The sequence below is a fragment of the Pseudoneobacillus rhizolycopersici genome, assembly GCF_054786815.1.
In genome coordinates this window covers 62,756-84,174 of record NZ_JBTOOE010000015.1, presented here as the reverse complement: position 1 = coordinate 84,174, position 21,419 = coordinate 62,756, and the positions used below count along the sequence as shown (strand labels likewise).

Below are 21,419 nucleotides of genomic sequence, written 5' to 3'. Positions count from 1 at the left end.
CTATTGGAATTATGGTCTCGTTGTACTCCTGTTAAAAGAGTTTAATAAGTTTTTAGCCTCATCAAATGATACTTCCTGGGTGACCACTTCATATATATAGTCCCCATGAGTTCCGATAAAATGGGTATTTGGATTGCTTTTGATTTCAAATGCTTTCCAATTGATGCCATTTACAGTGAAATTGCCGAGTTCTTCGCCTTTTTCCGTATCAAAATCGGTAAAGGATCGGACTACGGAATCTTTATGATACATTCTTACATACAACAATTGTGAGCCGGAACCTCGTTCTTGTGGCGGTTTTTTAAAGCTATAAGTTAAATATGCTTGAGTGAATTCATGATACTTTTCCAAACTCGCAGAATATGGCTGCAAATCTGTGTGAGAAAATTCGTATAGGAATGGAACCTGGTCGCGTAAAATTGTTACGACTTCTTCAACAGCATCTTTGACAAGATCAGCATGCTCGACTACTTCAATCTCTGCTTCACGCGGGTCCTCGTACGAAGGTCCTTCTATTATTCTTTCCTGATAATCGGCTAAGTCAGGAATGAATAGGGTGGAATCAACCGGAATATTGACCTCTAAACGTTCCGGATGTAAGTAGCTGACTATTTCACCATCTGCTTTATAAACCTCTTTCTTTAGCAAAATACCGGTATCTTTATCAATCCAAAGACGGAAGTGTTGTTCCTCCGGTTGCATCATATTAACGAGGCTTTTATCGATGCTACCTGATAAAACTACTGTATTATGGCCAAGCAATTCTTCATTTTGATTTTCAATTATCCAATCATCGGTAAATCGTAAGTATTTAGCCGTAAACTCATAAGGAAATAACGAAGAATGTGCACTCCCAACCGGAGGTCTTTCCCTAAAGTGATTAGGTGAATCATAAATTTTACTAATACGAATGGAGAACACATCATTTGGTTTGACTTGCCCTCGTTTTGTTTCTGATTCATATTCCATCGCTGTAAAGGATTTTGTATTGTTTTCTAATCGCCAAACAACCTGGTCATTATAAAACATTTCGAGGGATTGAGCCTTTGCACCTGGCACCTTTTCATCAGGGATGCTAGTCAGTTTTTCATAACCACCAATGATACCTTTATTACTAATGGTGTATTCAATAATTGATCCACTTGTTGAGCGATCATAATAAACATCATACGTTTCAAACTTTCCCGAAACTGTTTCGAAGTAATCCACCGAATTTAAGAGTAGGTTCAAAACCTCCTCCTTGGTCATTTCAAGTTGGTTTTCTGCTTGACTAGGCGGAGTATAAACCCTGTCGTTTTTAGTGCTTAAATTAGGTTCTTTCTGGTCAGCCATGTTTGGCTGTTGCGTTTCTTCTTGAGAAAGAAGACCTGAATTTTCTAAGGCAAAATAACCTATCCCAAACAATAACAAACTAGTAAACCCAATACTTAGCATTCTAGGTATTAACATGGTAAATCGATTTGATTTTTTAGGTCGATGGATGGACATCCTCACCTCAGCTTTATTTTTAGCGCGGAAGTCGAGATTTTTTAGAACTGTGTCATCCATACTCTCCTTTAGTTGATTTAAGCGATCATCCATCGTTTCGGCCTCCTTCAATCATTCTTTTTAGTAAAATGCGTGCCCGATGCAGTCTTGATTTGATCGTGGGAATGCTTAAATCCAACAACTCAGCCATTTGGCTATACGGAAGTTCCTCGTAATAATACAAAATAATCACTTCACGATATTTTATAGGGAGCGCTAGCACTTTTTTAGAAAGCTCCTCCTTTTGTTCCAAGTTCATTAATTCGGTTTCGGGCGTTTTTTGGTAAATGCTGTTCTTTGAAAAAATTTCCGTCAACACGAGGTTCCGAAAACTCCAGCTCCGCAAACGGTCTTTGCACAAATTAACGGTAATCCGATACACCCACGTTTTGTAGGAAGATTCATGACGAAATGTGTCCAGCTTCTCATAACACTTCATAAACACTTCCTGTGCAACATCCTCGGCCAACTGCTCTTTTTTTAGAAAAGTAAACGCCAACCGCACCACGCTTCTTCCATACTCATTCATCAGCCACTCAATCGTATCTTCATTATTTAATTGATTGATTTCGATTTCCTCACTTAACATCTGCCACACCCTTTCAATCTATAGACGGAGCAGAACGCCGATGGTTGCAAATTTATTTTATTATAAATGTTGGTGTTTGTTGGGAAAGGTAGTTCTGAGGTAAAGAGGTGTAAATTGGATAAAAAATGTCTCAGAGAGGTCTCTGAGACAAAACAAGATAAAACATACGTCAATTTGTCCTTCAAAAGCCCGATGATACCCTCATCAAGCCCAAATCCTCTAATACCCCTTCCGATAATCCACCAAATTAATCAATGGCACGCCACGATTCACATATTCTCGTAAATTCGGAATAAAAATATCCTCCATTACCCGTTTGTTATAATGCTCGGTAGATCCTGCGGTATGTGGAGTGATAATCACATTATCTAATTTCCATAATCGATTTTCCGCAGGCAATGGTTCAACTACAAATACATCCAAGCCGGCACCAGCAATTTCAGCGGTCGCAAGTGCATTCACAAGCGCTACTTCATCTACAATTTCCCCCCGGCCGATATTAATCAAAAACGCTGATGATTTCATCAACTTAAATTGCTCAGCACCTAGTAACCCGCGGGTTTCCTCTGTAAGCGGTAGCGTAATCACCACATAATCACAAACAGGCAACACATCATTCAAATCACTAGGCTTGTACATTTCATCAACATATTCTTCCGGCAAGCCAGAGTGCCGTACTCCAATCACCCTCATGCCAAACGCCTTGGCAATCTTCGCCGTTTCTTTACCAATTGCTCCAACGCCAATGATCCCAATCGTTTTTCCATGTATTTCTAGATTCATATGGGCATGATGCCAGGTCTTTGATTGCTGATTTTTTACATATGTATGGATTTTCCGGGTTAACGCTAACATCAGCCCAAAAATGGTTTCCGAGATAGGAAAAGCATGAACACCGCTAGCGCTTGTAAGTGAAACACCTCTAGCCTCCAACTCACGTAGCGGCATGCTATTAACCCCTGCGCTCCAAGACTGCAGCCATTTCAACCGCGATTCATCTTCGAAGCACTGTTCACCAACTTCCTTCTTCCAGCCCGCAACGATTTCGGCATCATTCAAATGCTCGCCCCAAACCGTTGCGTCCTTTCCAATATAAATCTCCCAATCTGGGACAATTTCCTTCAATTGATCATAGTAAACTGAATCTAAATTTTGTGTAATGACAAGCTTCTTTTTCAAGATCTTCCCTCCAATTTATAATGTGGATGACGTTGTTCCGAAATAAACAAAACAAGGCCGCTTACCAACAATAATACACTAGTAATCATAAACACGGCAGTGAATCCGAAGGAACCGGAAACCATACCACCCATCATTGGTCCAATCAAATTTCCTAAAAAGCGTAGACTCGTGTTATAGCCGAGAACCTCACCTTGCATGGAGATTGGTGCCTCTTGGCGAATATAAGCGACCCGAACCGGAATGATCCCGCCAATCGCAATCCCCAACAAGAATCGGATCAACACCAATTGCCATATATTTGTGACAAAGCCGCCCGGCAAATAAATAATTGCAGCGATAAATAGTAGAGAAATTAAAATTTTGATATAACCTATTCGGTCAGCCATTTTCCCCCATTGTCGGGCCATCATGAGATTGCCAAGACCGGCAGCCGAAAAAGCAATTCCCGAATAAAGTGCTAAATTTTCATGTCCATGAATTTCATTTACATATAACGACAAAATCGGTTGAACACTAAAATGCGCCATTTGAATGATTGTCGAAATTAGCAAAACAGTAAGTAACACCGGGTGCTTCACGATATGTGCCAACACCTCTTTACTAGAATAAGAGGTTTTTCCACCTTTTTTACCTTCAGATACCTTATACTCTCGAGTAAAAAATACTAAAACTGCCGTTAAAAAAATCGACACCGACGTCCATTGAAAGGTAGTCGAATAGCCAATGGTGTCAGCCAATACTCCACCAAGCAAAGGTCCAACCAATGAACCGGTAATTCCTCCAGTCTGTAGGGTGCCCAGTACACGACCAGCGACTTCTTTTGGTGTTTGAGTTGAGATAAACGCTTGAGAAATCGAAATGAATCCCGAGAAGATTCCCATAAACAAACGCAAAACAAACAGCTGCCAAACGGAATCGACAAATCCCATCGTAAAAATCGAAAGCCCCATTCCTACTGAAGAAAACAGAAGAATTTTCTTCCGGCCAATCCGATCGCCAATCCGTCCCCAAATTGGCGAAAACAGAAACGCAGTCACAAAGGTAATTCCAAATGTCCAGCCTGACCATTGCTGGACATACTTATCCGAAAAATCACCAAACGTCTCAATATAAAGGGATAAAAACGGCAAAACCATCGTCATGCTGCCCGAAATAAAAAAGTTTGCAAACCACATAACTACCAAGTTTCTTCTTGCTGTAGCACTTAGGTCCATTTTAAACACTTCTCTCTAAACAATTTCGTTTCCCTAAATATATAATAACGGTATTTTCTGATTATTTAAATAGTAATTTTCATCTGCTGCATATGAGTGGAAAATAATTCTCTTCTTATCATATAATGGAATTTAATAACAGTACGCAAAAGGAGCGAATGGCAAATGTTTTTTAACAAAGGTAGCTGTTGATCTTGATCTCGATGGCCGCGACCTCCTCCAGGCTTGACTAGTTTTCAAAAAACTAGGTCCATTTAAAGGAGGAGCTCGAATGAGCAGGTCTAAATATAATGTTGTGTTAATTTTTATCATTACCATTTTTCAATCACTGATTTTCGCCTATGTCATCGAAAGGGTATTCGCTGAGTCAAGGAATCTTTCGGTGCTTGACATGCAATACCTATTAATTTTATATTCCGTATTTAGCATCATTTTTGAAATTCCTGCCGGTGTGGTTGCCGACTTTTGGAAAAAGAAATACACATTGGCGCTAGGTTTAGCCTTTTGTTGGTTTGAATTTTTCATCAGCATTTTTTCCTACAGCTTTCCGATGTTCAGTCTCGTCTATTTCGCTGCTGCATTGGGTGGTTCTTTAAGGTCGGGAACGATGGAAGCCATTTTGTACCAAACCTTAAAGGAAGATAGCCAAGAATCAGACTATGTTAAGGTAACCGGTCAATTAAAATTTGTAAAATATTTGGTGGCAGGGGCTGTTGCCATAATTGGTGGATATATCGCAGATCAATATGGCTATGAAATGAACTACTGGCTATCACTAATTGGCTATCCAGTCGCGATTATCTTCATTTTGTGTTTACACGAGCCAAATATAGGACCTTTTAACCTAAAAGAGACCAAAGCTACTTCCCTGTTCATGCACATGAAAGCAGGACTAAATCTAACTTGGAAAAACCATCACCTAAGGAATGTCATCCTAATTAGTGGAATCGTTGGGGCCGTTTTATACGGACAACTTCATGAGATGAGCATGCTGCTCTATCCGGATTTGGGGATTAGCGTCAAATATTTTGGGATAGTTAGTATAGGGATAATGGTAACCGCTGCCTTCTCGGGATTTTTAACCGAACGTTTGAAACAAATGATGAAAAATCCTTATCAAAATCTTTTGGTATTTCTTGTTCCGAGTATTTCAATCTTCCTATTTGGCTCAGTAGACGGGTGGTGGGGTGTCTTGTTCCTCATGCTTGCAATTGGTCTGCTCGAAGCGATAACGGTTGTATACTCAGGTTACCTTCAGGATGACGCGCCTGATGAATTAAGGGTAACCATTAGCTCTGTATCCTCCTTTGTTCACAACGGTTTGAGTATTGGGATAGGTTTATTATTTGGATACTTTGCTCAATGGTTTAACATCCATATAAGTTTTCAAATGTTAGCCTTCGTTTTGGGTGGTATTGTCATATTGCAACCAGTGTTTTCTCTAAGGAAGAGGTTAATTGGAAAAGGAGTTAATCCAAATTAAATAGGTAAAAAGAGATGGGGGATACCATCTCTTTTTTTTTTGCCTAAAAAGGATTTTTCATAGCCAGTATTGAAGGTTATAAGAAATAAAACAGTTGATTCTTGAGAAACGCTTAGACTAGGAGGAAAACGATGAAGGCAATCATTGTTTCAGAGTTAGGTAAAGAAAAAAGCCGTCAGGTCCAACTGGAAATGACGGCTTTTTTTGGATTATTTTAATTTTGTTAAAAGGGTTGCCAGCAATTTACCTAGTGTTTCGCTATCCATAAACGGAGCGAGTCTAGAAAGGGCACTTGGATTTAGATTTTCAACATCTAATTTGAACACTAATTGCCGAATACTGTCCCCACTTAAAAAAGGAGCAAGTTTAAGAACTTGGTTTATATCTAGTTTTCCTTCAATGACTTGATTAACTAGTCGGTCTAATGTTTCTGAGCTTAAAAACGGTGCTAGCTTTTCAACTATCCCCCAGTCAATGCTCCCTTCTTCAGCTTGAAATAGTAATTTTTCGAGTGACTTTCCGCCAAGAAACGGAGCAAAGTGAACGAGCTCATCACCATCAATTTTTTCGCTCATTGCTTGTTCAACAAGACGTTCCAATGTTTGACTACTTAAAAATGGTGTTAATTTTTTAGCTATACTCCAATTTATGCTACCTGCTTCGGTGGCCAGAACAAGTTTATCTAATTGTACAGATGTCAGAAACGGTGCTAAAGTAATCAGAGATTCGGCTTTCAGTGTGCCATCGATGGTTTTGTTCACGAGATATCCTAATGTTTCATTACTTAAAAATGGGACAATTTCTGAGATAACTTCCCATTCGAAGTTGCCGTCAATGGACTCACGTACGATTTGATCAAGAGCCGTTGAACTTAGGTATGGTGCGAGACTTCTAATGGTATTTAACGTAATATGATCTTTATCCAATTTCTCAGAGACTTTGTTTAGGCTACTCGTTTTCATGAGTGGGGCTACATCGACAAGCTCACTCATGTCAGCCTCTCCAGAATTAATTAATTCAGCAACTTTTTCCGGTTGATTTTCAGAAATATTTACAACGATTTTTCCAACATGATGAAACCGCCGTTGACCGGCCGTTTCTCCAGCATTCATTAGGTCATCAATCGTAATATCGAAAACATTGGCAAGTAACGGCATCGTCCCGATATCCGGAAGTGATTCGCCGCGTTCCCATTTGGAAATCGCTTGGTGGCTGACATTCAATTGCTCAGCAAGTTCCATTTGTGTCATGTCCTGTTCCTTACGGAGCTTCGAAATATAAGCCCCAATTTTTCGTGTATCTAACATTGTTTTGCCCCCTTGAGGTAAAAGTTCAGCGCGCACTGCCTACATTTATCGTAGCATAACCCACTATGAGTGCCTATCAACTAGTGGTTGAATTGTCGTTTTCAACTGACGGTAGAAAAAGGGAGTGAGACTAACTTATAATCCTAACAATTTTAGGAGTCCGGAGGTAACATCTTCTTTTTTTATCTTATCGGGATACAATGCCGAATGAATGAAAAATCCATCATAAAGGGCGAACACAGCTGAAACAGTTTTCGATATATCTATCTCTTTGCTTAATTGATTATTGTTTTGTCCCCAACGAATGATTTCCTCAATAAACTTTTGCCAATTTTCATACTTTGTCTCGTTCCGCTTTTGCATTTGTTCATTTCTCACGTTATATAGTAAAAACTCAATAGATAGCAACCCCCAGTTCACATCTTTATAACTATCCTCAAACAGGAAATCAACATTATGTTCATCAATAATTTTAGGCAAATTGGAATCGATCATGAGCTAGCACATAATGCCGTCCACCATGGTGGCGCTGTTTTGGATAGTACAATCATTGGCTGGGCAGGGCTAGTCGAATTAAGTCCCGATGGTGTGATGGACTTTGGCGGAGTCGGTCTGTGGATAATGGCCCTTAGCATCGCCGGCATGACTAACGGTTTATCAAAAAAATGGGATATTTGGGTGTGGATGCAGGGTTCTGCCTCATTTTAACTGTGGTAGGGAACATCATTGGATTTCAACCATTTGTGGTAGCAGGGATTGGCTTAGGGGGGTAACGGTCATTCCGGTTTGGTTCATTATTAATGGTGTAAAAAACCTACGCCATGCAGTTGTCATTAATACGACGAATGCTAAATTTCATTAAAGTAGAGTTTGCTGGACAGAATTACTCTGAAGAGACCAGATTCTGTCCAGCGTTTTATTATAATAGCCCCACCATCTGTAGCCCGAACAAGATGCCGTCTTCTTCAACGGATCGTGTGACAAACCTTGACACTTGTTTTACCTTCTCCTCCGCATTCCCCATTGCGATACTATTTTTCACTGTTGAAAGCATCTCTATATCATTCAATCCATCGCCAAAGGCATATATACGTTCTAGTGGAATTCCAAGTTTGCTAGCAATTTTTTCAATCCCTATAGCCTTTGAACCGCCTTTTGGGAGAACATCTACAGATACAGGATGCCATCTGACAAAATCAAAGTCGCTAAACTCGGAAACATATTGTTTCTCGGCATCCTCCGGACAAAATAGCAACGTTTGATACAGGTCGCGGCCCACATAATAGTGAGGATCAAAGCTAGGGAAGTGACGTATTTTTAACGTTTCAATACTAACTTTAATATAATCATGCTCAGGTACGTTTGCCTTCATATCTTCATGGTCCATATAGACAACTGGGTGATTATGGCGAAGGGCCACCTCAGTTAATTTCTCCATTGAAGCGATATTCAATGGATTCTTATAAATGGAATCCCCATTTAAGACAACATACTGCCCGTTAAAACTAACAAACGTATCAATATGTAATTCTTCACGTATATCTTCAAACATAAATGGAGCCCGTCCCGTCGCAATAGCCACAAAATGACCAAGCTCCTTTAACCTAAAAATAGCTTCTTTCGTAGAAGTAGGTAACTTTTTCTCGAAATCGAGCAAAGTCCCATCAATATCAAAAAAAATCAAACACTGCTCTCTCATCATTCATTCACCTCTACCCATAATATCACCACAACCCCAAAATAAAAACACTTTAACACTTTAAAGCAAGTGGGGACAGTCCCCACTTGCTTTAAAGCGCTAAAGTGTTTTCTTTTTAGTAGGTAAGTAGGGTGCTGATGTAGTATAGGATTAGGCTTGCTAGTAGCATGACGAAGGTCATGAGTTTGATATTTTCCATGTTAAGGTTGTTTATATAGGTACGTAGTTTAACCGCTATCGAATGGTTGGACGGTTGGTCGTAGTTCTCAGACCCGTAAAAGGTGTTGACATTTTTTCCACAAAATCTGCAAACGACTAATTCTTGAGGAATTAGTTCCATGCAGTGCGGACAATGAAACAGCTTGGGTCTATTCACTTTAACTAAGCTAATTACGATAAAGAATAAAACAAGAACCATTAAAACGAGTGCAAGTCCTCCGAACATTAAACCAAGTATTTTCAAAATATTTCCCTCCTAATGCTATCTATTTTACCAAGAAATCATGTTTGTCTAAATGTTTTTTTCCTTACAACCTTCCTAATCGACCAGAAAGAAAATGTATGAAAAAAAAACCTTCCGTTAATAATGACAATGGTGCTTATCATTATCTAACGGGAGGGGCTTTTATATGTATACTTCTATTCAAGAATTCGTGGCCGAATGGAATCAAGAGGCGGCTACTACACAAAAATTATTAGATGTACTAACTGACCAATCACTTAGCCAAAAAGTGTCAGCTGAGGGCCGTACTTTAGGTGCAATAGCTTGGCACACAGTAACAAGCGCACCTGAAATGTTTAATGAATTTGGAATAAATGTTGAAACGGTGGCCAATTCAAATACCGTACCAACCGCGGGAAAGGAAATTGCTGATACATTTCGTAAGGTAAGCGTGGAGAATACAACTGCTATTCAACAACAATGGACTGACCAAAGCCTCACTGAAATGAAAAATGTTTTCGGAATGGACCTACCAAAAGCGGTAGCACTTTCCATGTTTATTAAGCATCTCATCCATCACCGTGGCCAAATGACCGTACTCATGCGCCAAGCAGGATTAAAGGTTCCAGGAGTCTACGGACCAGCCAGAGAAGAATGGAGCCAAATAGGCATGCAACCTCCAACCATATAGAAAAAAAAGCAAAATTGAAGCACTTTAACGCTTTAAAGTATGTGGGGACTGTCCCCGAATTTTTTAAAGCACTAAAGCACTAAAGTGCGTTTGGTGAATTAAAAATTTCACATCTTTTAAAGCGTTAAAGTGCATTTTACGTTTTGGGTCTATCCTTTATGGAAGGAGACCTGCTATTCCCAGTAAGGTGAGGATGATTTCGAATAGGATAAGGATGACGATGATCCATTCGACGAATAGTCCGCGGATGGAATGGCTAATGGTGGAGAATCCATCCATGATGTTATAAAGAATCTCGGTTTTACTTTTCAAAATTTTGTAGCGGTCGTTCAGTTCGAAAAACTCCATCATTTGATCATAAAAGTCCCTCGCTACGGTGCTAGTCCATGTAACATCAGGTTTATCTAGAATCATAATATAGGCAATCGTGTTGTACTCATGGCGGACGATTTTTGACATCGTACGCGCAAGTTCCTTGTTACCAACTCTCATTTTCCCTTTCTCCAACCGGTCAATCATCGTTTCCAATTTATCAAGAATTTTTCCTAGCTGTTCCTCGGTTTTTTCAAGCGCAACAGACTTCGCAAGTACAGTCGAGATTAATTCTGGATAAAAGACCTCAAACTCAGGAACCACCACATATTCATCAGTAAATTCAATCTTTTTCGTTTCCCCAATCAAAAGGGTGTAATCATCAAAGTATCGATCAACCTTTTTCATATCAATGTCCGGTTCGAAGGTCCTAATAAAGTTTAAAAAATCAACCCTCTCATCGGGCCCAGAACCATTGATAAAAACAATGCTACCAAACGAAAAAACGAGTACCTTCTGAGAATCATCTACGTCTTTCCGAAGAATAGATTTTAAAATCTCTCCTTTTAAAATTAGTGGCTCTTCCCAGGTGAATCTTTTGGGGATTCCACAGTGAATGGCAATTTTGTTCAAATCAATTTCATGGGTAATCGCAACGGCTTTGAAGGTAATGGCCTCCATGTACACCACTCATTTCTGTAAAATAATCCTGTCTTACTTAAAGATATGCTCTTACCCTATTGGGCTTGCACCAAAAAAATAATGACCATGCTTTCAATTAAGAACGTACGTTTGATATAATAGAACTAAGCACATCTGATAGGGGGAGGAAGTATTGTTAGAGATTATAAGCATAGTATCTATATTAATTAATTTAATCATTCTCATCTTTGTCTTAATCATTTTTCAAAAAAGCGGAAAAGGACAAGGCAGAACAGAACTTTTAGCAATTGAAAAATCTCAGGAAAAATTAGAAAGAAGTTTCCGTGAAGATATGGGACAAATTCGCCAGGAAATTGGCGGTTCCGGAAAGCAAAACCGGGAGGAACTGACGCAAATTTTACATACCGTCAATCAATCCATTATGGCGACAATTGGCCAAATGGCCAATCAGCAAAAAAACGTGCTCGATAGTTTTACCAAGCAATTGACAGAATTAACAACCATAAATGAGCAGAAGCTGGAACATCTCCGCAGCACCGTTGAACAAAAACTCTCTTCCTTACAGGACGATAACAACAAAAAATTAGAGCAAATGCGACAAACGGTTGATGAAAAACTTCACGCAACGCTAGAACAACGCCTTGGTGAATCTTTTAAACAAGTAAGTGATCGCCTAGAGCTAGTGCACAAAGGCTTAGGAGAAATGCAAAATCTAGCCAATGGAGTCGGCGACTTAAAGCGTGTTCTTACGAATGTTAAGGCAAGGGGGACATTGGGGGAAATTCAGCTTGGAAGTTTGCTGGAGCAAATATTATCGTATGACCAGTATGAAGCCAATGTGGCTACTAAAAAAGGTTCAAGTGAGAGGGTGGAATTTGCCGTTAAACTACCTTCTAAAGAAGAAAAAGGAGGGAGTATTTATATCCCAATTGACTCGAAGTTTCCGCTTGAGGATTATCAACGATTACTCGAAGCGCAGGACACGGGTGACAGCCAGAAAGCCAATGATGCAGCGAAACAAATTGAATTCCGGATTAAAGCCGAAGCGAAAAGTATTCGCGATAAATATATTAATCCGCCAGCGACGACTGATTTTGCCATTATGTTCCTTCCATTAGAGGGACTATATGCTGAAGTGCTACGTCGACCAGGACTCTGGGATACACTGCAGCGCGAGTACCGCGTGATTATTACTGGTCCAACAACATTAGCGGCACTTCTTAATAGCCTGCAAATGGGTTTCCGAACTTTGGCGATTCAAAAGCGTTCCAGTGAAGTATGGGAATTATTAGGTGCCGTCAAAACTGAATTTGGTAAGTTTGGCGATATTCTTGATAAAACCCAAAAGAAACTTCAAGAGGCGAGCAATACAATAGAAAATGCTGCTAGACGTGGCCGTGCTATCGAAAGGAAATTAAGAACGGTCGAAGAACTTCCAAGTAGCGACGCGACCCTCCTCTTAGGCGAACTTGAAATGGCCAGCACCACTAACATGGAATAGCGAAAAAAGCCCTAATCGAAATAAGATTGGGGCTTTTCAAGTTTATAGCCCACTCTTTTTGACCATCCTTTTAAGTGATGATAAAGAGGGAAGGTGATTAGGTTGAAGGGTGATATTCTTTCCACTGATCATATTGTGCTGATTGTGACATCTATAATTGTTGGAACACTTGCCCGCGTGCTGACATTAAAGGAAGATTACCGGCAGTATCCAAGTTATCCAAATGGTTTTTTGATTCATCTAGTGACTGGATTTATTGCTGCTGCCCTGGGTGCGGTAGCGATTCCGGCATTAATGACCAAAAATTTTGTTGCTGTAACGTTCCTTTCATTAGCGATTCAACAGTTTCGTGATGTTCGCAAAGCTGAGCGCGAGAGCTTAAAGGACCTGGAAAACACCGAATTTACCAATCGAGGCGACGCCTATATCGACGGGATTGCCAAAACCTTTGAAGCACGTAATTATTTTGCGCTAGTAGTGGCCTTCGCCTCTGCCCTAACCATTCAATTAGTAAACAGCCATCAGATGTGGATCAATATACTTTTTGGAGCTCTAGCTGGATTCATCGTTTGGTATATCTTAAAACGCTTTTCTAAAGGAAAGACGGTGGGCGATATCGCTGACGTAAAGCTTGGTAAAATTGAAATCAAGAATTCCGAATTATTTGTTGATGGAATTTTTGTGACCAATCAGCTAGGTACCGAAAGGGCTATGGCCATGTTCCAAAAAGAAGGGATTGCCGTTGTCGTTCACCCACGAGAACAAGACTTCCGGATTACCCTTGATAACTTTGGACAGAGACAAGCGATGTTATTTGAAGCAACGAGATCGATTGGCGTTAAACGCTACCATTTTACCCGGAAGGACTTTGATGAAGGTCGAATTGTTATTGCTCTTGTCCCAATTATTCAAGATCGGAATCGGCTAATTGAAACCATCAAAAATACACCATTACTCGAGAGTGTGAAGAAAACCCACGCGGTGATGAAAACAAACCTAACGGGGAGGGAATAGGATGGGGAAGGAATCAAATCAAAAACCAAACTATGATATTCTAGCCTTTATTACCACCGATAAAGACAAACTATTAGGTGGCAAACAGCTTTCACTTTTAGCAAAGAATTGCCAAGAGGCCGAAGAATTAACGGTGGATATTGCGAAATCACTGAAAGCAGAGGTCGTAAAAATGAAATCAGGAGACTACTTGGTTATTAGAGCATAAAAAAATGGCTGTTTCTCTATTCTAGGAGGAACAGCCATTAGTATTGTTAAGTTCCTGGCAAGTCGTGAATGAAACGGTTGTTTCCGTGTTTCTAATTAACCCGGAAACTGAATGATGAACTTCGTGCCAACCCCCTCAGAACTCTCCACATGAACCTTTCCCTTCATCGAGTGGATAATCTGATAGGAAACGGTCAGCCCAACGCCAGTTCCTTTTTCCTTCGTTGAATAAAATGGGGTACCTATATGGCGAAGCTGCTTTTTTGTCATCCCTTTACCGTTATCCTCAATTTCTACGATAATCTGGTTCTGCTGACGGTATGCTTTTACTAAAATCATTCCATTTAGGCCAACCGACTCAATGCCATTTTTCATAATATTTACGAGAACTTGTTTAATTTCATCCTTTAACCCTTTCACAAATAGGTTTTCTTCTATTGAAGATTCAATCGTAACATTACTAATATTGGTATAAGAGGTCATCAACTCAATCGTATTTTCAATTTCGGAAGAGAGATTAATTAATGAAGGACTTTTATCATTCGGTTTAGCAAGAGACAGATAGTCGTTAATAATTAATTGAGCATGCTCTAATTCCTTCAAGCTAATGTCGATGTACTTCTTTTGTTTATCATTTAAATTCTCATCCTTGGTCATCAATTGTAAAAAACCGCGCACACTGGTCATTGGATTTCGAACTTCATGTGCGACCGAGGCGGCCAATTGACTAATCACATTTAGCTTATCGGCACGTTGCAGCTGGTTCTGGATTCTCATTTGCTGATCTAAATTTTCAATGACAAAAAACACCGTAATCAGCGTTAACCAGGTCATTAAGCTAAAGGTTAACATAAATGAAATTTGATCCATTTGACCGGTCTTGATTAAGGTAACACCTCTTGTAAAGGCAATAAACCAATATAAGAGACTTATCACAAACATTTTCGTTTTGATGTGAAAACAAGCAAATTTTCGGTAGGTTACTAATAAAAGCCCAAACAGCACCACATAACTAATGAGCGTAACGTAAAAACCTGGACCACCAATGGCAAGTCGATAGATTAACATAGTGGCCAACGTGACGGCACCTTGTAAAATCCCTCCATATAAAAACGAAATCATAATCGGAATCACCCGAAAATCATAGAAATAGCCGTGTTGGTATTCCACTGGAAAAGACATAGTGCAAAAAAGCATCACCAAGGTAATAAGAGTGAATTTTGCACTCATTTTTTTTCGTTGATACAAATCTTCATATAAATAAAGATGATAAAAAAAGATTGGAAATAAGACAACTAAGACATGATAAATAAAATGACCAAAAAACTGAAACAAAAGGAAGCCTCCCCAAGAGATACAGAATTTCCATATCTTAAAAAATTCTCCCTCTTTGGAAAAATCTCCTTCTAAATGACTAGAAAAGTATTTGCGGATAGGACTATTTAATGATAGGGAATCTAGGAAACTTGCTCCATTTTCGTTCGAGTGACAACAGAACTACTTTTAAACTGGAAATAGAAAATCATAACCGAAACAGAAATGCATAATGCAGATAGGGTAAATAAGGTAAGAAACCCCCAATACTCTCCTAAATGATTAACAATTCGCATGCTTACCAAACCAGCCGCACCTGTCCCTAGCATTAAATTCATCGATCCAACACTATTGGTAAAGCCACGAATGTTTTCTGGCGTTTTTTCCATTAACAACTTTGATTGAATAGGCATCATCGCATAAAAGAAGGCGCGGAATCCTAACAGGCAAAGTGCGGTTATCCAAATATGTTCCATCCAGCCCAATAATAATAAGCAAGGCAAGCCAATCAGTTGGTAAACAACAAGGGATTGTGCTTCCCCCAAGCGTTTACTAATAAATGGATTGCTAAAAATCATCGCTACGGTAAAAAGGGTTGCACTTGACAAGATCAAGCTAATTTTTCCTGCGGTTAAATCAAATCGACCTGATAAAAAGAGGTTTAAAAATGGAACGGACAGACCAATCCCTATCCCTTCAAGAAGTTTAACGACGCCGTAGGAAACAACCCTTTTATTTAATCGATTGCCCAAGGCTCCAGTTTTTGCAATGGGAGTGCGTTTTTCTCCTTTTATTAAAAGTAAAGGTAGCGAACTTAGTACAATGACTAGCGCTGCAGAGAAAATAACCCCTCTAAAGCTGGCCACGGCACCAATTCGATAATGGGAGGAAAGAAAATCAGCAATAAATCCTGCCCCCATTGTTCCAAAAAACATAAATAAATTACCAGTCCCGAACGCGATACTAAAAAGCTTCGTTCGTTCAGCACTCGTAGAGTATTCCGTTAGAAGCGGAACAAACATGACGTTGGTCAGCGATAACCCCACCCCGGTGACAACTGCCCACATATACAGAGAGACAATGGATTGGGTAAAAATACTGCCGACAATCCCCAAAAATAGGACCAGAACCCCAATATGGAGAACCTTTTTCGGTCCAAAACGGTCAGACAAGAATCCAGATAGTAAGGAAAATCCTCCATATACAAGATAGCTAATTCCAACGACAGTTCCAATATCAGTAATCGAAACTACTTCTTTTAAATATAAATTAAAAAGAACCGTATAAGCACTTAAGCCAAGACAAAACAAAATATTCCATAGTAAAATAAATTTAACAGATAACCTAAATTGAAGTTTTTTAAACATTTTCTTTATCCCCTTTCCATTTTCATCTTAGGGGGAAAAGAACCTTATAACAATTAGGCACTTTTTTGTATCCAGTTAAAGATTTAAGGGGGGATGATTTTGAATGAAAAACGATATTATTGTCCAGTAGAGGCTACTATCGATGCCATAGGCGGGAAATGGAAGTCAAGAATCCTTTGGCATTTAAGTCATCGTCATTACCGGTACGGTGATTTCATGCGATTGATTCCGGAAATTTCGAAAAAAATGCTAACTCAGGTTTTACGGGAGTTGGAGAGGGACGATCTTATTCAGAGGGATGTTTATAACGAAAAAATTCTCAGGGTGGAATATTCGCTAACGGACTACGGACAAAGCTTAACACCACTATTAACAGCGATGAGTACTTGGGGTAAAGGCCATATGGCTAAGCAACTAAATGATGTAGAAGCAAAGCTCGAAATTTTGAATTAAAGGAGCACGGGAGCACAATGCCTCGTGTTTTTTTGTTAATTTCAAAAAAAATTTGTCAATCCTTAAGTTTTTTTCCCAACTTTGGAACTTTTTACCCAAAGTCTGCGTCTTATTTTTAGACATTTATAATAAAGTTGAAATGAAAAAAAGTCATAAAACAAAATATCTAAATTTTATGAATATTATTTATTTCAACACAGTGATAAAAATAAATTAAATTAGAGGGGGAAAAGATCATGATGTTCATCACAAAAGCACCTATTCATACAAATGATAAGGAAGAAAAACCAAAACCGTTACCACGTCCATTCCCAATGTTTTCATAATGAATAGGCAGATTTTCAAAGGACTTTCTAGGAAAGGTCCTATTTTTTTTGGGGAAAATCAGAGGTAACGGTGTGGCAAAACTCATTGAAACATCATTCTATTTATGATTAAATGATGATATTGGTTTTAAATCGAATGTCCAAAAGTTCGGTAGGAGGTTATTATGGCGCCAGTTGTCTCGAATAGTTATAAAGAACAAAAAAAACAGGAAATACTTGATAGTGCGTTAAAATGCTTTGGTCGCAAGGGATTTGAACCTACTACGGTTGATGAAATCTGCGCTGAATCCGGAGTTAGCAAGGGAGCTATTTATAATTATTTTAAGAGTAAAGATGAAATTTATTTAGAGCTGGTCAGTCAAAAAACGGAGCAAGCCTTCGAGCTGACAAGGAACGCTTTGGATCAGTTTCAAACGACTGTTGAAAAATTAGACTATTTATTTTCTATTTATGATAGACCATTTCCATTTGAATTAGAAAGCGTTGGTGATATGCTTGTCGGTGCGGAGTTTAAGATTCGCTCATTTCGGTATCCAGAAATCAACGAATTTCTAACAAAACGACGTCACAAGTTTTTTTTAGGCTATATGATACAGGTTTTAAAAGATGGTCAAGAAGCTGGAGAAGTTAAACCTGATATTGATGCAAAAGTTCATGCTGAAATGTTTTGGTCCATGGTAGATGGATTGGTCTTTCAAATTGTCTATAAGGATTACCCTTTTAATCAAGTGCTTAAAGAGATGAGAGAAATGTATTATCAAAAGGTACTAGTTTAACTGAATAGATTGATTCTTATTGACCCTAAGAGTTTCTTAGGGCTTTTTGTTTGCAAAAAAACTTGGTAAACCGAAGAATATAGATGTTTGTGACAATCTCATCATTATGACCAGTCGGTTTATTTATTAACATACCGACTAGTCAGTTTAGAAATTTGTTGATTTTTATTTAGTAAATTGTCAGTTTTTCTCCCAACCTTTTATGTTATAAATATTTACAGACATATCTCAATTTTATAAAAACTAGAAAAGGAGGGTATTTTACCTATTTTTTCATTTTCTTTCCAAAACATTAAGGGGGTAAAAATTAGATTATGTTAAATTGGCGTAAATTTATCGTTACTGGCGCAATAGCGACCACACTTACATTTACTAGTATTTCTGCAATGGCGGTAAGTTTTGATGATGTAAGTTCAAATGAGGCATCCATTAGTAAGTTAGTTTCATTAGGGATTGTCGTAAACAATGCTGCTAGTTTCAATCCTGATAAGGGATTATCCAGACAAGAGTTTGCTGAAATTGCTAGCAGAATTATGACCTTAAAAGGGACGAAATCAATTAAGATCACCGATGTGAAAAATAATGCTGCTGTAAATAATGCAGTTAATGCAGGAATTCTTACCGTTAATACAAAAGGGCAATTCAAGCCAAAGAACGCGGTAACCTACACTGATTTAGCAAGAACGTTAGCTTACGGGCTTGGTTTTAAAAGCTCTTGGTCAAACCGACCAGTCGACCATTTTTATTTCTTGGAACGAAAAGGAGTACTAACTATCGACACTGATTTAGATGCTATTGTAACAAGAGAAGAGGCAGTAGTAGCAATTGATAAATTTTTGCAGGCTAAAGACTTCTATAAAACGATGACAGGTGTTGTTAATCAAATTAACGGAAACACCATCCAGATTAGCACAGGCAGTGGGTTGTCATCCTATAAATTTAACTCGAAAGCTTCGATTTATCTGGATGAACAGAATGGGTCACTAGAAGGGATTGCAAAAGGAACAAAAATTCATTTGACCTTAAATAAAAAAGGCGAAGTAGCCTACGCTGAGGGAAATTCCCTTGATATGCTAGATGGAAATTTAAACTATATCAATGGAAATCTTACCTTAAATGGCGTACCAAAAAACTGGTTACTAAATGGTTTGGTTACTAGTCTTCCAAATAGTCCTGATGTTCCATTAACATTTACTGAGTTTAGTAACTATGCAGCTAAGGCAGGCGTAAGCTTTGCCGGTGGAATGTACAGCGATACTGTTACGGATGAAATTACGATTTTGGAGCCGTATATTGCGAAGATATCTAATCGTGTAGTGAAAATTCAAAATAACAAGGCTGTTTTTGATTTCTCAGATGTTGCCTTAAAGAGCCAAAGCCTTTCTTTTGCTGATGATGCAAAATTCATTTTAGTCGAAGGTGACAAGAAGACAGAAGTAAAGCTTACTGATGTTCTCAGCTTGCAAGCAGCAGGAAAAGAAATTAAGGCTACATTGGTAGCGGGCGCGGATGCATTAGCTACTTCAATGGAATTTACAGCGAAAGACCCAGAAAAAAAATAAATTGGAGGAATGAATAGGATGAAAAATTTCAAACAGAAATTATTAACAACAACACTTGCTTCAAGTGTTGCTCTAAGTGGATTCTCTTTCCTAGGTGCAGACAAAGCAGATGCAGCACGTCCGGGCTTTGATCCGAAAAAGGTTGGAGGAAAAGTCGTTTTAACATCATTTTCTGACGCAGTTCGTTTAGTCCCACTAACCACGGCTGATGCACCATCTAATCGTATTATGGGAATGATTTATGATGGACTATTAAGTGCTAACCAAAAGGGTGAGCCCATTCCAGGCTTAGCAACAAAATGGACTTATGACCAAAAGTCAATGACCTATACATTTGACCTACGTAAAGGTGTAAAATGGCACGATGGCAAACCTTTTACAGCTGATGATGTCATTTTTTCTTATAATACTTACATGAATCCGAAGTCCATTAACAGCTACATTAGTGACTTTAAAACAATTAAGAGTGTAACAAAGGTTAATGATTATCAAGTAAAAATTCAATTGAAGCAAAAAGATGCCCTAGTTGTCGCAAACGTGTTTACAACAAACATTATGCCAAAGCATAAATTTCCAAAGGGTGTAGACGATTATAACACTAATAATAAACTTCACCGTAACCCAATTGGAACTGGTCCATTCAAATTTAAAGAGTGGAAAGCCGATGAGCGTATCGTCGTCGAAGCTAATAAAGATTACTGGAATGGCCGTCCATATATGGACCAAGTTGTGACACGTATCCTTCCTGACTCAAATGTTGAAGCGATCAACTTAATTAAAGGGGATGTAGACTGGATTGAAGCGTTGACTCCTGCCACGATTGCCCAGGTTGCCAAGGATAAGGACTTAAAAATAACGAAATGGGATTACGGTCAATTTGACTTTGTCGGATTTAATTTTAAAAAAGAGCCATTTAACGACAAAAATGTTCGTTTAGCCTTAACATACGGATTAGACCGTCAATCGATCGTATCGAAACTTTATTTGGGTAAAGCATACATTGCATCAGGTCCGTTTCATCCATTAATTCCACAATATAATAAATCAGTTAAACCATTAGCTTTTGATGTAAAGAAGGCAAATGATTTATTAGATGATGCAGGCTGGAAATTGCAAAACGGAGTTCGTACAAAGAACGGTAAGAAATTGGAATTTGATTTCTACTTTAATAATGGAAGCAAGGTTCGTGAAAAAATTGCCCTTCTTGCTCAACAAAACTGGGCAAAACTTGGTGTAAAAGTAACTGTTCGTAGCTTAGAGTGGTCCATTTTCCTTGATAAATATGCTGCTGGTGAGCTAGATACTTATGCACTTGGTTGGGGTGGATATGATGGAAACGTTGAACACAAAGGATTTTTCCATAGTGAAGCAATTCCTGATCCAGCTAAAAATAAGCCAGGTAACAACCGCAACCGCATAGATGATCCAAAAATTGATAAATTCCTAGACGATTACTTAGTTGAGGAAGATCGAAACAAGCGTATTAAGATTTATCAAGATATGCATAAATACATGGCGGATAATGCTACTTTAATTTGGACTGTCCATCCAATGAAAAACATGGGGCATGATAAAGACCTTAAAGGTATTAAAACATCATTGTCAACAGCCATGTTTAATTTGGAAGATTGGTACTGGGGATCTGCCCAAAAACGAAAAAAGTAATTTTGTGACGGCCGTTGCGACGAGTGTCGTAACGGCTCTTTATTGGCACAGGGCTAAAGCTGCGACGAAGTGATTTATTTAAAGAGTTAGATTGAATTTAGGATTTTATTAGATGTAAAAAGCCG

The 21,419-nt window shown here is 38.7% G+C and carries 21 protein-coding genes; 10 read left to right on the top strand and 11 right to left on the bottom strand.

Going from position 1 to position 21,419, the window contains the following annotated elements:
• Window positions 1–9: 9 nt before the first annotated feature.
• The 4 genes from ACX9YW_RS15365 to ACX9YW_RS15350 all read right to left on the bottom strand — a co-directional run bounded on the left by ACX9YW_RS15365 (window position 10) and on the right by ACX9YW_RS15350 (window position 4,512).
• Window positions 10–1,581, bottom strand: a complete 1,572-nt coding sequence (locus tag ACX9YW_RS15365; protein ID WP_460347923.1) for a hypothetical protein — start codon at window positions 1,579–1,581, stop codon at window positions 10–12.
• Window positions 1,574–2,116, bottom strand: a complete 543-nt coding sequence (locus tag ACX9YW_RS15360; RefSeq protein WP_460347921.1) for a sigma-70 family RNA polymerase sigma factor — start codon at window positions 2,114–2,116, stop codon at window positions 1,574–1,576. Before ACX9YW_RS15360 ends, ACX9YW_RS15365 begins: the two co-directional genes overlap by 8 nt.
• Window positions 2,117–2,335: 219 nt before the next feature.
• Window positions 2,336–3,298 (bottom strand): D-2-hydroxyacid dehydrogenase, encoded by a 963-nt coding sequence (locus tag ACX9YW_RS15355; RefSeq protein ID WP_460347955.1) that lies wholly within the window; start codon window positions 3,296–3,298, stop codon window positions 2,336–2,338.
• On the bottom strand, window positions 3,292–4,512 hold the full coding sequence (locus ACX9YW_RS15350) for an MFS transporter (protein ID WP_460347919.1): 1,221 nt from the start codon (window positions 4,510–4,512) through the stop codon (window positions 3,292–3,294). The genes ACX9YW_RS15355 and ACX9YW_RS15350 overlap by 7 nt, the downstream gene beginning before the upstream one ends.
• A 271-nt stretch (window positions 4,513–4,783) precedes the next feature.
• Between ACX9YW_RS15350 and ACX9YW_RS15345 the strand changes: the two genes are divergently transcribed.
• Window positions 4,784–5,995 (top strand): MFS transporter, encoded by a 1,212-nt coding sequence (locus ACX9YW_RS15345; RefSeq protein ID WP_460347917.1) that lies wholly within the window; start codon window positions 4,784–4,786, stop codon window positions 5,993–5,995.
• A 209-nt stretch (window positions 5,996–6,204) separates the two neighbouring features.
• Here ACX9YW_RS15345 and ACX9YW_RS15340 read toward each other — a convergent pair whose 3' ends face one another.
• Both ACX9YW_RS15340 and ACX9YW_RS15335 read right to left on the bottom strand, forming a co-directional pair.
• Window positions 6,205–7,302: a helix-turn-helix domain-containing protein gene (locus ACX9YW_RS15340; RefSeq protein ID WP_460347915.1), complete on the bottom strand. Its 1,098-nt coding sequence runs from the start codon at window positions 7,300–7,302 to the stop codon at window positions 6,205–6,207.
• A gap of 135 nt (window positions 7,303–7,437) precedes the next feature.
• Window positions 7,438–7,797 carry a TetR family transcriptional regulator C-terminal domain-containing protein gene (locus ACX9YW_RS15335; protein WP_460347913.1) on the bottom strand — a complete coding sequence of 120 codons (360 nt, stop codon included), beginning with the start codon at window positions 7,795–7,797 and terminating at the stop codon, window positions 7,438–7,440.
• A 39-nt stretch (window positions 7,798–7,836) separates the two neighbouring features.
• Here ACX9YW_RS15335 and ACX9YW_RS15330 point away from each other — a divergent pair, with 39 nt between their 5' ends.
• Complete coding sequence (locus ACX9YW_RS15330) at window positions 7,837–8,010, top strand: hypothetical protein (RefSeq protein ID WP_460347911.1); 174 nt, start codon at window positions 7,837–7,839, stop codon at window positions 8,008–8,010.
• Between the two features lie 211 nt (window positions 8,011–8,221).
• On the opposite strand, the gene ACX9YW_RS15325 is transcribed toward ACX9YW_RS15330, so the two are convergent.
• Complete coding sequence (locus ACX9YW_RS15325; protein ID WP_460347953.1) at window positions 8,222–9,001, bottom strand: Cof-type HAD-IIB family hydrolase; 780 nt, start codon at window positions 8,999–9,001, stop codon at window positions 8,222–8,224.
• Between the two features lie 115 nt (window positions 9,002–9,116).
• Window positions 9,117–9,464, bottom strand: a complete 348-nt coding sequence (locus ACX9YW_RS15320) for a hypothetical protein (RefSeq protein ID WP_460347909.1) — start codon at window positions 9,462–9,464, stop codon at window positions 9,117–9,119.
• A 166-nt stretch (window positions 9,465–9,630) separates the two neighbouring features.
• Here ACX9YW_RS15320 and ACX9YW_RS15315 point away from each other — a divergent pair, with 166 nt between their 5' ends.
• Window positions 9,631–10,134 carry a DinB family protein gene (locus ACX9YW_RS15315; protein ID WP_460347907.1) on the top strand — a complete coding sequence of 168 codons (504 nt, stop codon included), beginning with the start codon at window positions 9,631–9,633 and terminating at the stop codon, window positions 10,132–10,134.
• A gap of 156 nt (window positions 10,135–10,290) precedes the next feature.
• Here ACX9YW_RS15315 and ACX9YW_RS15310 read toward each other — a convergent pair whose 3' ends face one another.
• Window positions 10,291–11,127 carry an RMD1 family protein gene (locus tag ACX9YW_RS15310; protein WP_460347905.1) on the bottom strand — a complete coding sequence of 279 codons (837 nt, stop codon included), beginning with the start codon at window positions 11,125–11,127 and terminating at the stop codon, window positions 10,291–10,293.
• A gap of 154 nt (window positions 11,128–11,281) precedes the next feature.
• Between ACX9YW_RS15310 and ACX9YW_RS15305 the strand changes: the two genes are divergently transcribed.
• The 3 genes from ACX9YW_RS15305 to ACX9YW_RS15295 all read left to right on the top strand — a co-directional run bounded on the left by ACX9YW_RS15305 (window position 11,282) and on the right by ACX9YW_RS15295 (window position 13,832).
• Complete coding sequence (locus ACX9YW_RS15305) at window positions 11,282–12,610, top strand: DNA recombination protein RmuC (RefSeq protein WP_460347903.1); 1,329 nt, start codon at window positions 11,282–11,284, stop codon at window positions 12,608–12,610.
• A 93-nt stretch (window positions 12,611–12,703) separates the two neighbouring features.
• Window positions 12,704–13,624, top strand: a complete 921-nt coding sequence (locus ACX9YW_RS15300; protein ID WP_460347901.1) for a YIEGIA family protein — start codon at window positions 12,704–12,706, stop codon at window positions 13,622–13,624.
• Window position 13,625: 1 nt separating this feature from the next.
• A complete protein-coding gene (locus ACX9YW_RS15295; RefSeq protein WP_460347899.1) occupies window positions 13,626–13,832 on the top strand; it encodes a capping complex subunit for YIEGIA in 207 nt (68 codons plus the stop codon).
• Window positions 13,833–13,927: 95 nt separating this feature from the next.
• On the opposite strand, the gene ACX9YW_RS15290 is transcribed toward ACX9YW_RS15295, so the two are convergent.
• Both ACX9YW_RS15290 and ACX9YW_RS15285 read right to left on the bottom strand, forming a co-directional pair.
• Entirely contained in the window at window positions 13,928–15,166 is a 1,239-nt protein-coding gene (locus ACX9YW_RS15290; RefSeq protein WP_460347897.1) for an ATP-binding protein, read from the bottom strand.
• 122 nt (window positions 15,167–15,288) lie between these two features.
• A complete protein-coding gene (locus ACX9YW_RS15285; RefSeq protein ID WP_460347895.1) occupies window positions 15,289–16,512 on the bottom strand; it encodes an MFS transporter in 1,224 nt (407 codons plus the stop codon).
• Window positions 16,513–16,605: 93 nt separating this feature from the next.
• Here ACX9YW_RS15285 and ACX9YW_RS15280 point away from each other — a divergent pair, with 93 nt between their 5' ends.
• The 4 genes from ACX9YW_RS15280 to ACX9YW_RS15265 all read left to right on the top strand — a co-directional run bounded on the left by ACX9YW_RS15280 (window position 16,606) and on the right by ACX9YW_RS15265 (window position 21,294).
• Window positions 16,606–16,965, top strand: a complete 360-nt coding sequence (locus tag ACX9YW_RS15280; protein WP_460347893.1) for a winged helix-turn-helix transcriptional regulator — start codon at window positions 16,606–16,608, stop codon at window positions 16,963–16,965.
• 490 nt (window positions 16,966–17,455) lie between these two features.
• The gene (locus ACX9YW_RS15275; protein ID WP_460347891.1) at window positions 17,456–18,067 is read left to right on the top strand and encodes a TetR/AcrR family transcriptional regulator; all 612 of its coding nucleotides are present in this window, start codon (window positions 17,456–17,458) and stop codon (window positions 18,065–18,067) included.
• A gap of 314 nt (window positions 18,068–18,381) precedes the next feature.
• Window positions 18,382–19,629 carry an S-layer homology domain-containing protein gene (locus ACX9YW_RS15270; RefSeq protein ID WP_460347889.1) on the top strand — a complete coding sequence of 416 codons (1,248 nt, stop codon included), beginning with the start codon at window positions 18,382–18,384 and terminating at the stop codon, window positions 19,627–19,629.
• Window positions 19,630–19,647: 18 nt separating this feature from the next.
• Window positions 19,648–21,294: an ABC transporter substrate-binding protein gene (locus tag ACX9YW_RS15265; protein ID WP_460347887.1), complete on the top strand. Its 1,647-nt coding sequence runs from the start codon at window positions 19,648–19,650 to the stop codon at window positions 21,292–21,294.
• Window positions 21,295–21,419: the final 125 nt, after the last annotated feature.